We start from the raw sequence: 14,853 nt of genomic DNA on the forward strand, positions 1-14,853 counted from the left end.
CAATACCTGTTTCATTTCATGAATTACATTTACGGCTTCTCTTCCGTTCATACTTCACTCCTACGCTTTCGTTTAGCTCTCGTGAGCGTACTTTCGGAGATGCCAGTCATATTAGATACTTGCTTAAGTGAATTGCTCTCCAGTAACGTCAGAGCGTGATCTATTTGAGCTTTGTTAAACTTTTTAGGACGACCTTCTTTATAGTCCGGACTCTGCTTTGCAATAGCTTTACCCTCTTGAGTACGTTCGACTATCATGTCACGTTCAAACTCTGCGAATGCTGAGAATACATTGAAGAGAAGCCTCCCTGCGGGAGTATCCTCAATTACTCCAATGTTCAATACATGTACGGCTACACCTCTAGAGAAAAGCGTTTGTATAGTCTCTATGGCTTCCTTTGTAGAGCGTGCAAACCTATCAAGTTTTGTAACTACGAGAGTGTCACCCGCTTGCAACTCATCAAGCAATACTGTAAAGGAAGGTCTACTCATTCTAGTGCCTGTACATTTATCCGTTCGAATATCTTCACAGCCTGCTTCCTTTAATTGTTGAATCTGTATCTCTAAACATTGTTGTAATGTACTTACACGGGCATATCCATACTTCATAATATCTCCCCCTATAGCCATAGGCAAATTGTATTTTACTTATGACGGTAATTTATGACCGAACTTCATATACTGATATTATCACAATCCCTAAACACAGTCAATACTATTAAGTTATGACTGTGCAAGCATGACCTTATCTCATCAGAGTAACACCTTGCATATGCCCGCCTAGTGTGCACCTCTGTAGCTAGACCGGAAGCCTAGTCTCTGAAGTAATACCCTAGAGTATAAGGCTAATATGCTAGGCTAAAGAGCTAGTCCATACAGGTACATATATACTGTATGGATATACTACCTACTACTATACTTCTGCTTATAAGGGAATCGCAAAGAGCCTTCACCACCGAAGAAGGAGACAGCGCATCATACACCATATAAGTCACAGCGCCTACAGAGACGGATGAGAGATAACATCGAATATGGTGAGGACTGTGAAGACACAGACACCACACAGAGGACTGTGAGACCCTACAGAGGGAATGATACAAACGTTGATGAGTGAGTCGCTGATGGGTTGCTGATGAGTGGTTGGCGGATAAGAAGAAGAGAGAAGCGAAGAAGAGAACCAATGAGAGATACGTTTCATTGAAGGTTCGGCACAAAGGGAATTCACGAAAGGCTTCACGAGACCTTTGAGTCCACGGGGGGGGGCTTTAAGAAACAAGCAATATACAGCTAGGAGTCAACGTGTATGATACCCTATCGTGTGTTTCGGCTTCCAAGTATAGATTTCCCCTAACGTGTTTAGGCGCTTTAAAGAATTGACTGATATCCGTCTAAAGAGGTGATCTCTACGTAAAAAGTATTGACGAATACGTATAAATAGTGATAAAATTGAGGGTTATACTTGACATTTGTCCGCTAACATGCTAAAGTATATATATATGGGGGAAATACCCTCAAATAAAACTTTGTGTATGTTTACCTACTGGGAGAACACAAAGTGCATGTATTCAGTTAGCTCCATTCAATAAAAGTTTGGAGCAAGTGTATGACTCATCGTTTTCTTATCTCCAAAGTAATTTACCCTTTGAAAGACACTCATCACACACTCCTTTCTCTATCATGCAATCAAAACCTTCCGTAAACGTATGGAGCTTCCTCTCTTGGGGTTGTTCCATTGGTGATATGACCCTATAAAGAGATTCATCCTTTTTTGAAAAGAGACCCTCGTATCATCAATGGAGCTACTCAATAGTAATGTTATCAATTGCGTGATCTCATTATTCAATTGAACTCCTTCTCCTTTTAGCCTTACGGCAAAACCACTTTTAAGCAAATTATTATTTTCGGTGATATCTAAGTAGCGGAAAATACTTAAGAGTATTAAGTCTCAGATAATTTGTTTATCTCCTATCGTTTGTATTCCGAAAAGTACAAACACAGAGTTAACTACTCAATAAGGTTTCTACTGTCATAGAATTTTCTCCTTTGAAGATTGGGGAGAACGGAAAACTCCCCTTTCTAATAAAACTCCTAAGCTCGTAGCATCCTCCTTAGCGAATAACTCAGGAGTTTTATTAGGACATATCTTTGACAATCGTCAAGAATACTACGCACAATCCCACATAGAAAGGATGATTCTACAAATGAGAATCCCCGTTAAATTAAGCAAGTTATCTCCTGAGATTCGTCCACAAGTACGTTTTTTAATCTTTAGCATCACATTCGGACACCAAAACCTTACAAAGATATGCGAGCAAGCTGGAGTCAGACGTGGGTCACTTTACAGAGTGCTAAACGGTGAAGCATCCCACGACAAAGCCGCAAACGTTATTGATAGGGTCTTAGAAGTGATTCCGTTCTCTATTGATTATGAGCTAATGAGCGTAACCAATGATGTCATGCTCAAGGTGGAGGAACTTCAGAAGAGGTTATTTATCATTGGCGGTGAAGCTGAATGAATGATATCACCCATTACGATGATGAAAAAAGCTATTCCGCATTATCCCCCTCAGATATCGACAGAGCAATACAAAACTTCCATGATGTACCCTTTGAGATTGTCTCCAAAGTAAACCTCAAGCAACAAAAGTTCGTGCACTCCCTAGTAAAGAACAATATGAATATAAGAGCAGCTTCAAAAGAGGCTGGCATTACAGAACAATACGGACATAAGCTCAAGAATGATCCAAACATAAGAGCCTACTACACGGCTATCATGCAGCGAGAGAGCTTCTCCAATGTTGTTAGCTTACATGAATCGCTCGCACTTGCGTCAGAGATTGCTAGAGGGATGAAGACTGACGGGACTCCAATTACTGAAGATGTTCTAAATATGAAAAGTGGACAAGTATCGCAATTAAGAGTAAGCAATAAAGATCGCTTGAAAGCTCTAGAATTCATGCTTAAAACTCATAAGATTCTGTTCAACGGTAAAGACGAGAACAATCCAGTGGGAAACACTACGATCATTGTCGACATTTCAGATTCTGACAAGGAACTTGTAGAAAATAGCTTAGCCCGTAAAGATATAACGCCTTCAAATGATGACTATATTGATATTTAAAAGTTGCCAATTTTCGGCAGCACTCAACTATAAAAATTAGAAAAGGATGATTTTATATGACAAACTTAAATGACTTTTTAAATACTTCAGTAGGGAGACGATTAATGAAAATCGCTGAAGCTGAACAGACTGCATTCAATAATGAGATCACTTTAAAGCGAGAACAGTTACAAAACTTAAAAGATAACATGCGAATTGCTCAGTTCGGTACACGTCAGAATACAACAAGCTACTTAAAAGTTGAAGGAAATCTCTGCAAGGTTGAAACGGATATGACAAGTCATATCAAATCTATTGAGCCGCTTACTCAAGCTGAATTCAAGCAAATGAGTGCCATGGAGCAACAAGCTATTAAGCAAGTTGATGCGATCATCTATAATAAGTTGAAGTACGGCTCAAATGTAGGAGTACAAGAAAGTGAAAAGTTCTTCAATATGATTGCTATGGCTGATGAGTTTAAACCAGCTTTCGAGACATTTGAACTAATTTGCAATACAGACGTTGAAGACTGGACTCAATTTGAAAACTCTGAAGATAGAAACGCAATTGTTCCAATCTCTAAAGAAGCGAAATACATGGATGCTTTTCGTAATCCTAAAAATGTACAAGATATCAACAATCAGATCCTAGAGCTGGAGCGCAACATTTCTGACTCTATTGCGGCTCAAGAGATTATCCCATTACCTTCTGAAGCATCTACTATGGAAGGAGATACTCTTTAATGAGTGCTCAAGCTTATCAACTAGTGAAGCAATCAAATAGTAATTAATTCCTCACGAGTCGTCATCTTCTGAGATGGCGGCTTTCTCTATTTTACCTCAAAAAAATAAACCTCGAAGGAGCTGTTCCCCAAAATGACAGATACTTTTAATCAAGAAGATAAAATTCATAATATCAAGTCAACAGCAGGATACAACTTTATTGTATCTAACTATGAAGCAAAACGAATTCTTAACCGCATTCAACATACAAAGTATTCTCTCGAATCCTTATGCGGATACGGAGACGTTGTTCTTATTAGCCGAATCGAATTAGCTAAATACGTGAAGAAAGGATACAAGTCTCTTCAGGTGCTTGATCAAAATGATCGCTTCCTATGGATGTGTAGAGCTGAACACTTTAAAGAGACAGTCGTAAATAGTGTTAACCTTGAAGGACTAGCACATATTAAGGACATCGACAGGGATATCTTAAAAGGTCAAATGACTATGAAATTAGCTAGACAGCTTCTCAAGTGATAGGAGGCTTTTTGTTTGGGAAACTATTTGTGGATGTGCTCTATAAGATTCCCACTACGGAGAAAGTGATCACCTCTAGGGGGGGCGCAAGATGTTTGCTCGATTGACTGCCCACCTGAGTGAATTTGTGAGCATACTATGAAGATGATAATATCAATACTCCTTCGTAACTGAGCATAAGCTCACTATGAGGGATAGTATGTTACTTACAGTAGTAACAATGAGATGGCGTTATCTAAAATAAATTAAATATAAAGGGGAATATGAAACATGAAATCAAATTATGATGAGTTAGTTGTAGCGGACGAAAGTCCAGTATCAGTTTTAAACGAGGTGGTTGAGCTTCTAAGCGAAGAAACTCCTTGGAGAGAAAATCAAGCTCAATACTTTGAACACATCACGGAGGAAGAAAAAGCTGGAGAGTTTTGGGTTAAGCATCCTAAATATAATATCTTATGTAGTAACCTAGGGAGAATCTACCGCTTAGAATATAAAGGCACTGACGGTAGGGAGCTTAAAGGAAAGGTTGCTAAATTGACTGAACTTGAAAATAAGTATCTAGTAGTAACCATTGAAGGTACTCAACGTAGGGTATCAAGGCTTATCGCTGAAACATTCAAGCCACACCATTACAGCGATAACCTTGATTGCGATCACTTTGATAACAATCGATGGAATAACCGTCATAGCAATTTAAGCTGGATGTCTTCAGAAGATAATAGAGTTAAGGCTGTAAGAGATAATGCAAAGCTCAACTACATAGGATTCTATACAGTTCTTAAATATATTGAGATGAATTTAACGGATAAGCAAATCGCTGAACGTTTTGAACCTCTTGAATGTGGGGCTAAATTGACAGATAAAGATGTGAATGGTATTCGCCGTAAATATGCATACAAGTCTTATCACGAGATGTACAGCAACGGAGTATCACCCTTTTATGGTAAAAAAGCGCTTTGAAAACTAAATAAGCTAGCTCTAGAGGGTGCGACCTCGTGTGCTGGCACTAGGAGGTAACACTTTTATGACGAACTTGCAGATTGTTGGAATCTTATTCGCCTGTGCTGAGTATTTAGCTGATAAGGATGCTCTCGAAAAGGTTTGGGTGAAACATTCGTGATGAAATTCATACGGGGTTTGCTACACTTCTTTAAAAAGAGAGAATTTAAAAGCTGTGTACTTGGAAGATATGGAAGCCGTGAGATAATCTTCATAAACGAAGACGGTCAAGAGTTCACCAGAGTTACATCTCAAGGTGGCTCTTCACTACTAAAAACTTTTGAGGGTAACTGAAATAACAGGAAGAAACAAGAAAGTTTTTCCTTGACGGAAATCTATATAATAGGATAAGATTTTCTCAAAAGGTCACTTGACCGAAAACTGGAATGTTTCAACATCTGAATTGTATCGGCTATTATGACGCAAAGTTTATAGATTGGCTCGGGAGTTCGAATCTCTCCTGGGACGCTACAGAGAAGTGCATGAGTGCACTTCTTTTTTTTATACCCCTTACATCGTTTAGTTAAATGGTGTAGGGGGTTTTGTCTTGCTCAAAAGAAATAAAGGAATATATAATCTGTAACCTGCTTTAACTTTTGACTATGTTAAAAGTTAGAGCAGGTTATTTGAATAAGGAATAGAATATTTAAATGAGAAGATTTTGTAGTTTGTAAAGAGATAAATAAGTGAAAAAATCTTTAGTTGTAACAACGGTTATGATAATAGGGATTTTTAGAGCATGGTGGTGATTGCTTATAAGGTAATCACTTTTGTTATTATATCTAAATAGTCAAAGGAGGCGGTGGAATAAAAATATGCTAGGTAACTACGGTGGAATGTTAATAGAGCATACGGATTTATTCTTAGTTCATTGTCCTAGATGTAATAGTTGTGCGAGGGTTTTTACTCCAGATAACGCAAAAGGAAAAGATGAGCCTAGATATATAGGTCATGAATCTAAACGGTTATTATGTAGTAAATGTGGATTAACAAAAGACATTCATCCTAAAAGAAGATGGGATAATTTGTGGGCATTTAACCATGAATTATTCAATGAAAAACATGGTGTTGATTGGTACTTTGGTTTACCTTTATATTTGCAAAGGGAATGTTGTGGTCGTAAGCTTTGGTTCTTTAATCTCGAACATCTTCATCGTGTAGAAGATTATGTTCAGAAACGTTTAAGACCATTTAGACCATATTATTTAAGCGTCGAGAGTAGGCTACCAAAATGGATGAAACTTTCAAAGAATAGAAATGAGATTCTTAAGACAATAGAAAAGTTGAAGTATACGATTTAATTTAGATTGTGAGGAGAGACTGGTGTTTTAAATTGATTTTTCTGAAATGAAAAAGACACAAAAGAAACTTCCTTGAAAGCAGAATTTCAAGAAAAATTTAAACTACATAGTGAATAGTCTTTTTTGAATTATTCCAATTGTTGTTGTCAAGATGATACGTTTAGTGATATTTATGCCGAGTTAGTGGAATATGATGATTTTGTAGCAGGGTTAGTATCGAGTTTCTTGGATGGAAGAAAGATTAAGTGGAATTTATTTAAAAAAGTACATTCAAAAACAGAGATAGTTGGCAAGAGCTTTTTGGCTACAGTAGGAGACTAGAGGGCCTTTTGGAAGTGCTTGAAGAAAACAATACTTAATACGTCTTATAGAACTGACAGATTAATATAGAAAAAAGAGGAAAGCGGCCGCAAAGACTGCTTTCCTTTTTCGTGATGTACATTAATTGTTAATAAACTTCTCAAATACAAATCCGAAATCTTTTACATTGTATTGTTTCTTCGTATCAACAAGCCAGTTGAATGCAATCTGATTAATTTCTTTAAACTGTGCTGCAAGATCTAATTCAGCATTTCTTACATTACTTAATGTAGAAGATGCCATTTCCAGGCTTTTATGTGCGTATTGCGTTGCGATGTCATTTTCGTGAGTAATTTCAGCGATTTTTAGAAGTGCTTTATATAAATCTTTTACTTCTTCAATATGTTTTTTATGTATATCAATGGAGTAATGCTCCCCGCCCATAGTAAATTTAAGTTCAATATCTAAATCGACAGTACCAGCCGTTTCGAGCAGGACGTTAGAAATTTTATGAGTGTTGTATTTATAACGGCGAAGTGTACGTTTCTTACTTACGGCACTCGTTCCGTCAACGTGAATAAGAGCTGTATTTGTAAAGCAATATTCGTCTGTTTTTGATTTGATTAAAAAATAAATTTTTTCATTTTCTTCATGCATGACATAATCATCAGCATCTACTTTATCGTAATCAGCAGGGGTAATGACGGTTCCAATATCACTTAAGCCAAGCATATCAGCTGCTACTTTTTTGAACATAGTGAATCATCCTTTCGTTATTAATTTCAGAATAATCGCAATAGTATTATATCATTTATGCAGAAAGAAATGTTAAATATAAGAAGGAAGAAACGAACGGTGAAATGAAACTTTATAGTGTATATTGTCCTCAAACCGATTTATGTTATTATTTCAATCCTAAAGTCTTTCGGAAATCAATTAATTTAAGAGTTAAAGCTCCTAAAAATTATCAAGAAAAGAATATAAATTTTGCAGATGAATATAGGGAAATACCATAAAACTCCCCCAGTGTATGTTAACTGAGGTGGTATTTTTTGAGAAATCTTACAATTCTGTAAGGTATATGTAAGGTAGTTCGATGGTAACTATTTTTAAACATTTTATAATAAAGGTAACAAAGACGAATCGAGGAGGAAAAAATGATGAAAGGATTAGCTGTAGCAGCTTTAACGATTGCTTTTGGAGTTATTGCGTATGATAAACTGACTCACATGATTGAGGTTGTAAAACAGTTAATAGCATAAATACAGACTTAAGGGGACAGAGAATGGAATGGCTATTAGGAATGATTGGAGTTTGTAGTGTAATCTTATTATTCATGTTTCCAAGTGGATTATTAAGCTCAAGTGTAAGTATATTTTTCATCTGTTTAATCATCGGTACAATCATAATTATTATGTTGTTAATGAAGCGTAGTAAGCTTATTGTCTTTTTTAGCATCATCGTGATGACGTTTATTGTTCTTCAAATGATAACCCTCTTTATATACCCTACTATTATAAAAGCTTTCCATTAGACTCTCCGCATCGGCAGCAGAGAGTTTTTTGTTTTATTTATGAAATTTCTGCTTTCATATTTCCCGCTGATATGTTCAATCTTTTGTATAACAGAAATCGGCATTTTCTCAATAAAAACGAACAGATGTCAATTATTGTGTTCCGAACTGTCATTTGTTATATTAACTTTAAAGTGTATTGAAAATCTAAAAAAAGAGGCGAGCGTATGGATAAAAAAGAAAGTACGGTCGTATTGTTTCCGCAATTGTCAGCGCGATTTACCGATGAAGGATTTATTGCATTGCGCGAGCGTCGGTTTGAAGATGCGTTAAAAAACTTCGAAATGTTGCGCCAATACGGTGCGCAGACAGAGCAATCAGAATTAGCTTCAGTTATTTGTTTGCTAGAATTAAAGGAAATGAAAGAAGCAAAAGAGCGATGCGAGAAATTGCTTGAAACAGGTGAGTTCTTATTTCAAGATATTCTCGAAACGTATATTACGATTTTAGTGCAAATAAATGATTATGAAGGTATTATTGAAACGGTTCAGTCTGTTTTGCAAACGAAAGAAATAACAGTAGAGCAAAAGGAAAAGTTAGCACAACTTGCTTTGTTTGCAAAGAGTATGCTAGAGAGTGAAGAAGTAGTAGAGATAGATGACGGTTTATCTTTTGATGAACCTGCGTTTGTGGATGCCTTGCTGACTGGTGACTACGGGGAGCAACTGCGCGCGGTGAATCGTCTTGCGACTAAACATGTCGAGAAGGCGTTGCCGACGTTGCGTACATTTTTATTAGATGAAACGAAACACCCGTATATTAAAACTTCTATCTTATACGCATTGATGGAATTTGGAATGCAAGAAAAGATAGATGTAGAAAAATTTGGTGAGATAATAACAGTTATACCGGCTAATTTGGCTTATAATCAATATGATACAGGAGAAGTGTTACATATATTATCTGAACGATTAGAGCATGATAATCCATCGATGTATGGGGCAATGATTACATATTGGAAAGAAATGCAGACAAGTCTCTTCCCGTTTCCTCTATTAACGGACAAAGACGAGTTATGGGCAGCTGTTTTAGAGAGAGTTGGAAGGAAGCGCTTTGGAATGCCAATCGATGAAGAGAAGCTTCTTCGTGAATATGATATTACACTGGAAGAATACCATATTGCATATCAGTGGTTTTTACGTATTGAGAAAGAAGGGTTTATGCCAGTATAATGAAAAAGAATGTTTCAGTTATTGAAACGAGAGTATTCTATGTTATAATGTAAGGGTTGCAAAAGGCTTAAATCTGCCTTTTTATAAGAGAATAGAAACAAATATTCTCTTACTTATATGTTTCATATTATTCTCGAACAAAATATACCGTATTTGTCTTTTGGGCAAATAGTAGATTGAGAAGTATATGTCCCAAGTTTTTTATAGTGGATAGAAGGCTGAATTTATCAGTTTGCGTTTGTTGTTTCTTTTTGAGAAACGATAAAGGCCTCGATCTCTAAAGGTATGTGCATACATTATTATAGTTGGAGGGAAAGAATAAATGGCTGCAAAATGGGAAAAATTAGAAGGAAACGTTGGCGTTTTAACAATTGAAGTTGATGCGAAAGAAGTAAACAACTCTTTAGACGCTGCGTTCAAAAAAGTAGTAAAAACAATTAATGTACCGGGCTTCCGTAAAGGGAAAATGCCTCGTCCGCTATTCGAACAACGCTTCGGTGTAGAATCTTTATACCAAGATGCTTTAGATATCATCTTACCAAAAGCATACGGAGAAGCAATCGATGAAACGGGTATCTTCCCAGTTGCTCATCCTGAAATCGACATCGAGAAATTCGAAAAAGGTCAAAACTTAATTTTCACTGCAAAAGTTACTGTAAAACCTGAAGTGAAATTAGGCGAATACAAAGGCTTAACAGTAGAGAAAATGGATGCTACTGTAACTGACGAAGATGTAGAGAATGAATTAACATCTTTACAAGAGCGTCAAGCTGAGCTTGTAGTGAAAGAAGAAGGTACTGTAGCAAACGGTGATACAGCTGTAATCGACTTCGAAGGTTTCGTTGATGGCGAAGCATTTGAAGGCGGAAAAGGCGAAAACTACTCTTTAGCAATCGGTTCTGGCACATTCATTCCAGGCTTTGAAGAGCAATTAGTTGGTCTAAAAGCTGGCGAACAAAAAGACGTGGAAGTATCATTCCCAGAAGAATACCATGCAGCTGAACTAGCTGGTAAACCAGCTACATTTAAAGTAACAATTCATGAAATTAAAGTGAAAGAACTTCCTGCTTTAGATGATGAGTTCGCGAAAGATGCAAACGAAGAAGTTGCAACTCTTGATGAGTTAAAAGCAAAAATTCGTGAAAACTTAGAAGTAAGCAAAAAGCAAGAAGCTGAACACAAAGTTCGTGATGAAGTAGTAGAAAAAGCTTCTGCAAATGCAGAAATCGATATTCCAGAAGCTATGATCGAAACTGAGTTAGATCGTATGGTTCGCGAATTCGAACAACGCTTAAGCTACCAAGGCATGAACTTAGAACTTTACTACCAATTCACAGGTACTGATGAAGAGAAATTAAAAGGACAAATGAAAGAAGACGCTGCAAAACGCGTAACAACTAACCTTGTTCTTGAAGCAATCATCAAAGCTGAAAACATTGAAGCAACAGATGAAGAAGTAAATGCAGAAATTGAAAAAATGGCTGAAATGTACAACATGCCAGTAGACGCTGTGAAACAAGCTCTTGGTAACGTTGAAGGTGTAAAAGAAGATCTTCAAGTTCGTAAAGCAGTAGATTTCTTAGTAGATAACAGCAAGACTGCATAATAAAATAACAAGGCGCGACATTGCTCGTGCCTTGTTTTATAAATATAAATATATTTGTAAAACATTTTGTTATGAAGAAGGAAATGATTCTTCAAAAGTCGAATATACATATTTCAAAAGTTTTAAAAATTTTTATTTGTACATAACTAACTATATTATTTGTATTTCTCGCCACGTAGTGACATAATATGTATTTACATACGATACATTTATCGTGTACATACGAAGGCAAGGTTTTAGCACTTTGTAAGGGGTGTGAAAATATGTTTAAATTTAATGATGAGAAAGGACAATTAAAATGTTCTTTCTGTGGTAAAACACAAACGCAAGTTCGAAAACTTGTGGCAGGTCCTGGGGTTTACATTTGTGATGAATGTATAGAGCTTTGCACAGAAATCGTGCAAGAGGAGCTTGCAAAAGATGAAGAAGTAGAATTCAAAGATGTACCGAAGCCGGTAGAAATTCGTGAAATTTTGGATGAATATGTAATCGGACAAGATCAAGCGAAGAAAGCATTAGCGGTAGCGGTATATAACCATTACAAGCGCATTAATTCTAGCAGCAAAATTGATGATGTAGAATTAGCGAAAAGTAATATTTCTTTAATTGGGCCAACAGGTAGCGGTAAAACGTTATTAGCTCAAACATTAGCGCGTATTTTAAATGTTCCATTTGCAATTGCTGATGCAACATCTTTAACGGAAGCTGGATACGTAGGGGAAGATGTAGAAAACATCTTATTAAAACTTATTCAAGCAGCTGATTATGATGTAGAGAAAGCGGAAAAAGGAATCATTTATATTGACGAAATTGATAAAGTGGCTCGTAAGTCAGAAAATCCGTCAATTACGCGTGACGTATCTGGTGAGGGTGTGCAACAGGCACTTCTTAAAATTTTAGAAGGAACTGTAGCGAGCGTTCCGCCTCAAGGTGGTCGTAAGCATCCACATCAAGAGTTTATTCAAATCGATACGACAAACATTTTATTCATTTGTGGCGGTGCATTTGATGGTATTGAACCAATCATTAAACGCCGTCTTGGTGAAAAAGTGATTGGCTTCGGTTCTGAGAAGAAAAATGCTGATGTAACAGAAAAGCATGTTTTATCGCATGTATTGCCAGAAGATTTATTAAAATTTGGATTAATTCCAGAATTTATTGGTCGTCTTCCGGTTATTGCGAATTTAGAGCCACTTGATGAAGATGCTCTTGTTGACATCTTAACAAAGCCGAAAAATGCGCTTGTGAAGCAGTTCCAAAAGTTATTGGAGCTTGATGATGTTGCATTAGAGTTTGAAGAAGAAGCTCTTGTTGAAATTGCCAAAAAAGCAATTGAACGTAAAACAGGTGCACGTGGACTTCGTTCTATTATTGAAGGTCTTATGTTAGATGTGATGTTTGAACTTCCATCTCGTAAGGACATTGAAAAATGTGTAATTTCAAAAGAAACAGTAACAGAAAATGCTGCGCCAAAATTAGTGCTTCAAGATGGTACTGTACTTGAGCAAGATACAAAAACATCTGCATAAATAGTGGGGGCTTTGGCCCCCATTATTTATGCAATGGAATATAAACGATAGAAACAGCAATTATATAATTGCTGTTTCTTCTTATGTTTAGCGTGTTTCCTCCCAGGGGATACTAATGAGTAAAACATAGCGGGAGGAAATGAATATGAGCTGGACAAATATTTTTTTAATCGTTCAACTTGTCTTTGGTGTAATTGTCGGATTATATTTTTGGCACTTACTCCGAAACCAGCGAACGCAAAAAGTTTCAATCGATAGAGAATCAAAGAAAGAGCTAGAGCAGCTTCGGAAAATGCGGGAAATTTCGTTAACAGAACCACTTGCTGAAAAGGTTCGTCCGGCTTCGTTTGCCGATATTGTGGGGCAAGAAGATGGTATTAAATCATTAAAGGCAGCTCTATGCGGACCAAATCCGCAGCATGTCATTATATACGGACCACCAGGGGTCGGGAAAACAGCGGCGGCGCGGCTCGTATTAGAAGAAGCGAAGAAAAATATGAAGTCTCCATTTCGAATGAATGCAACATTTATTGAACTTGATGCCACAACAGCGCGGTTTGATGAACGAGGGATTGCTGATCCGTTAATCGGTTCTGTTCATGACCCGATTTATCAAGGGGCCGGTGCGATGGGACAAGCGGGTATTCCGCAACCGAAAAAAGGAGCGGTCACAGATGCGCATGGAGGTATTTTATTTATTGATGAGATTGGAGAGCTTCATCCAATTCAAATGAATAAGATGTTAAAAGTGCTTGAGGATCGCAAAGTGTTTTTGGAAAGTGCATATTATAGTGAGGAAAATTCTCTCATTCCAACGCATATACACGATATTTTCCAAAAGGGATTACCAGCTGATTTTCGTCTTGTTGGTGCGACAACACGTTCCCCAGAGGAAATTCCTCCAGCGATTCGCTCGCGTTGTTTAGAAGTCTTTTTTCGTGAATTAGATACAGAAGAGATTGAAGAGGTAGCCGAAAATGCTGCTGAAAAGGTAAGTATGGAGATGGGTAAACAAGGCGTAGAAATGATTGGAATGTACGCGCGAAATGGAAGAGAAGCCATTAACCTTGTGCAAATCTCTGCTGGAATGGCAATTAACGAAGGACGATCTTTTATAAGGGATGAAGATATTGAATGGGTGATTCATTCCAGTCAATTGACACCTAAATACGAAAAACGTATATATCCAATTCCAAGAATCGGCCTTGTAAATGGCTTAGCTGTGTATGGACCTAATACAGGGGCACTACTTGAAATAGAAGTAACAGCAATTGCGGCAAAAGAAAATGGGTCTGTTGTAGTAACGGGAATTGTTGAAGAGGAGAGTATCGGTAATCAAGCAAAATCGATTCGCCGTAAAAGTATGGCGAAAGGTTCTGTTGATAATGTTGTCACTGTCCTTCGTTCACTGGATTTATTGCCAGAAGGATATGATATACATATTAACTTTCCAGGCGGTGTTCCTATTGATGGTCCATCTGCCGGCATTGCAATTGCAACAGGTGTATATTCTGCAGTTCATCGCATGTATGTCAATAATGAAGTAGCGATGACCGGAGAGATTAGTATTCACGGGGAAATAAAACCAGTCGGCGGTGTTTATGCAAAAGTAAAAGCAGCGAAAAAGGCCGGGGTAAAGAAAGTGCTCATCCCCGCAGAAAATATGCAGCCCCTTCTTTATACAATTAAAGGTATTGAAATTGTTCCTGTCCGAAAATTAAAAGAAGTATTTGCATTAGCATGTGTACAAGAAAAAATGGAGCGAACAGGCGATACGTTGCTCTCTTTTGAGGAAGATGATGCACAATCGATTTGAAAGAAAGTGTTAGCCGATCAATCGGACTTTTAGCGACAGTTTTCGCTAAGAAGAAAGTTAAATCATTGAGATATATTCTAGGCTTCGCTTAAGTCGTCATATGCTTAAGGGAAGTCCTTTTTCTTGAACAAGAAACAGAGTATTGAGTCTCTGCGATTGCATAAGGCTTTATTGTAATATAAAATAGGGAAACAAAGAT

General features: G+C 37.1%; 14 protein-coding genes. 12 read left to right on the forward strand and 2 right to left on the reverse strand.

What is annotated here, in order from left to right:
- Positions 1-47: 47 nt before the first annotated feature.
- On the reverse strand, positions 48-608 hold the full coding sequence (locus tag ACIGHG_RS22755; protein WP_396550653.1) for a recombinase family protein: 561 nt from the start codon (positions 606-608) through the stop codon (positions 48-50).
- Between the two features lie 1,592 nt (positions 609-2,200).
- Here ACIGHG_RS22755 and ACIGHG_RS22760 point away from each other — a divergent pair.
- From ACIGHG_RS22760 to ACIGHG_RS22785, 6 genes are all read left to right on the forward strand, one after another.
- Entirely contained in the window at positions 2,201-2,515 is a 315-nt protein-coding gene (locus ACIGHG_RS22760; RefSeq protein WP_396550655.1) for a hypothetical protein, read from the forward strand.
- Positions 2,512-3,120 (forward strand): terminase small subunit, encoded by a 609-nt coding sequence (locus ACIGHG_RS22765; RefSeq protein ID WP_396550657.1) that lies wholly within the window; start codon positions 2,512-2,514, stop codon positions 3,118-3,120. Before ACIGHG_RS22760 ends, ACIGHG_RS22765 begins: the two co-directional genes overlap by 4 nt.
- 56 nt (positions 3,121-3,176) lie before the next feature.
- Entirely contained in the window at positions 3,177-3,842 is a 666-nt protein-coding gene (locus tag ACIGHG_RS22770; RefSeq protein ID WP_396550659.1) for a hypothetical protein, read from the forward strand.
- A 132-nt stretch (positions 3,843-3,974) separates the two neighbouring features.
- Positions 3,975-4,358 carry a hypothetical protein gene (locus ACIGHG_RS22775; RefSeq protein ID WP_396550661.1) on the forward strand — a complete coding sequence of 128 codons (384 nt, stop codon included), beginning with the start codon at positions 3,975-3,977 and terminating at the stop codon, positions 4,356-4,358.
- 270 nt (positions 4,359-4,628) lie between these two features.
- Positions 4,629-5,318: an HNH endonuclease gene (locus ACIGHG_RS22780; protein WP_396550663.1), complete on the forward strand. Its 690-nt coding sequence runs from the start codon at positions 4,629-4,631 to the stop codon at positions 5,316-5,318.
- 854 nt (positions 5,319-6,172) lie between these two features.
- Positions 6,173-6,658 (forward strand): hypothetical protein, encoded by a 486-nt coding sequence (locus ACIGHG_RS22785; protein ID WP_336471095.1) that lies wholly within the window; start codon positions 6,173-6,175, stop codon positions 6,656-6,658.
- A gap of 441 nt (positions 6,659-7,099) precedes the next feature.
- Here ACIGHG_RS22785 and ACIGHG_RS22790 read toward each other — a convergent pair whose 3' ends face one another.
- A complete protein-coding gene (locus ACIGHG_RS22790; protein WP_396550666.1) occupies positions 7,100-7,714 on the reverse strand; it encodes a PH domain-containing protein in 615 nt (204 codons plus the stop codon).
- A 50-nt stretch (positions 7,715-7,764) separates the two neighbouring features.
- Here ACIGHG_RS22790 and ACIGHG_RS22795 point away from each other — a divergent pair, with 50 nt between their 5' ends.
- The 6 genes from ACIGHG_RS22795 (at position 7,765) to lonB (ending at position 14,654) form a co-directional block, all read left to right on the forward strand.
- Complete coding sequence (locus tag ACIGHG_RS22795) at positions 7,765-7,974, forward strand: group I intron-associated PD-(D/E)XK endonuclease (RefSeq protein ID WP_336471411.1); 210 nt, start codon at positions 7,765-7,767, stop codon at positions 7,972-7,974.
- A gap of 269 nt (positions 7,975-8,243) precedes the next feature.
- Positions 8,244-8,492, forward strand: a complete 249-nt coding sequence (locus ACIGHG_RS22800) for a hypothetical protein (protein WP_090920311.1) — start codon at positions 8,244-8,246, stop codon at positions 8,490-8,492.
- Between the two features lie 206 nt (positions 8,493-8,698).
- Positions 8,699-9,703 carry a hypothetical protein gene (locus tag ACIGHG_RS22805; protein WP_336471097.1) on the forward strand — a complete coding sequence of 335 codons (1,005 nt, stop codon included), beginning with the start codon at positions 8,699-8,701 and terminating at the stop codon, positions 9,701-9,703.
- Positions 9,704-10,025: 322 nt separating this feature from the next.
- The gene (gene tig, locus ACIGHG_RS22810) at positions 10,026-11,309 is read left to right on the forward strand and encodes a trigger factor (protein WP_336471098.1); all 1,284 of its coding nucleotides are present in this window, start codon (positions 10,026-10,028) and stop codon (positions 11,307-11,309) included.
- 263 nt (positions 11,310-11,572) lie between these two features.
- Positions 11,573-12,838 carry an ATP-dependent protease ATP-binding subunit ClpX gene (clpX, locus tag ACIGHG_RS22815; protein WP_090920322.1) on the forward strand — a complete coding sequence of 422 codons (1,266 nt, stop codon included), beginning with the start codon at positions 11,573-11,575 and terminating at the stop codon, positions 12,836-12,838.
- 145 nt (positions 12,839-12,983) lie between these two features.
- Positions 12,984-14,654 carry an ATP-dependent protease LonB gene (gene lonB, locus ACIGHG_RS22820; protein WP_336471099.1) on the forward strand — a complete coding sequence of 557 codons (1,671 nt, stop codon included), beginning with the start codon at positions 12,984-12,986 and terminating at the stop codon, positions 14,652-14,654.
- Positions 14,655-14,853 lie beyond the last annotated feature (199 nt).

The organism is Bacillus sp. NPDC077411 (assembly GCF_044543425.1).
Lineage (GTDB): Bacteria > Bacillota > Bacilli > Bacillales > Bacillaceae_G > Bacillus_A > Bacillus_A bruguierae.

Coding starts and splice junctions, on each gene's coding strand:
- ACIGHG_RS22785 (WP_336471095.1), top strand. CDS start 6,173: ATGCTAGGTAACTACGGTGGAATGTTAATAGAGCATACGGATTTATTC.
- ACIGHG_RS22770 (WP_396550659.1), top strand. CDS start 3,177: ATGACAAACTTAAATGACTTTTTAAATACTTCAGTAGGGAGACGATTA.
- ACIGHG_RS22775 (WP_396550661.1), top strand. CDS start 3,975: ATGACAGATACTTTTAATCAAGAAGATAAAATTCATAATATCAAGTCA.
- tig (WP_336471098.1), top strand. CDS start 10,026: ATGGCTGCAAAATGGGAAAAATTAGAAGGAAACGTTGGCGTTTTAACA.
- ACIGHG_RS22805 (WP_336471097.1), top strand. CDS start 8,699: ATGGATAAAAAAGAAAGTACGGTCGTATTGTTTCCGCAATTGTCAGCG.
- ACIGHG_RS22765 (WP_396550657.1), top strand. CDS start 2,512: ATGAATGATATCACCCATTACGATGATGAAAAAAGCTATTCCGCATTA.
- clpX (WP_090920322.1), top strand. CDS start 11,573: ATGTTTAAATTTAATGATGAGAAAGGACAATTAAAATGTTCTTTCTGT.
- ACIGHG_RS22780 (WP_396550663.1), top strand. CDS start 4,629: ATGAAATCAAATTATGATGAGTTAGTTGTAGCGGACGAAAGTCCAGTA.
- lonB (WP_336471099.1), top strand. CDS start 12,984: ATGAGCTGGACAAATATTTTTTTAATCGTTCAACTTGTCTTTGGTGTA.
- ACIGHG_RS22755 (WP_396550653.1), bottom strand. CDS start 608: ATGAAGTATGGATATGCCCGTGTAAGTACATTACAACAATGTTTAGAG.
- ACIGHG_RS22760 (WP_396550655.1), top strand. CDS start 2,201: ATGAGAATCCCCGTTAAATTAAGCAAGTTATCTCCTGAGATTCGTCCA.
- ACIGHG_RS22800 (WP_090920311.1), top strand. CDS start 8,244: ATGGAATGGCTATTAGGAATGATTGGAGTTTGTAGTGTAATCTTATTA.
- ACIGHG_RS22790 (WP_396550666.1), bottom strand. CDS start 7,714: ATGTTCAAAAAAGTAGCAGCTGATATGCTTGGCTTAAGTGATATTGGA.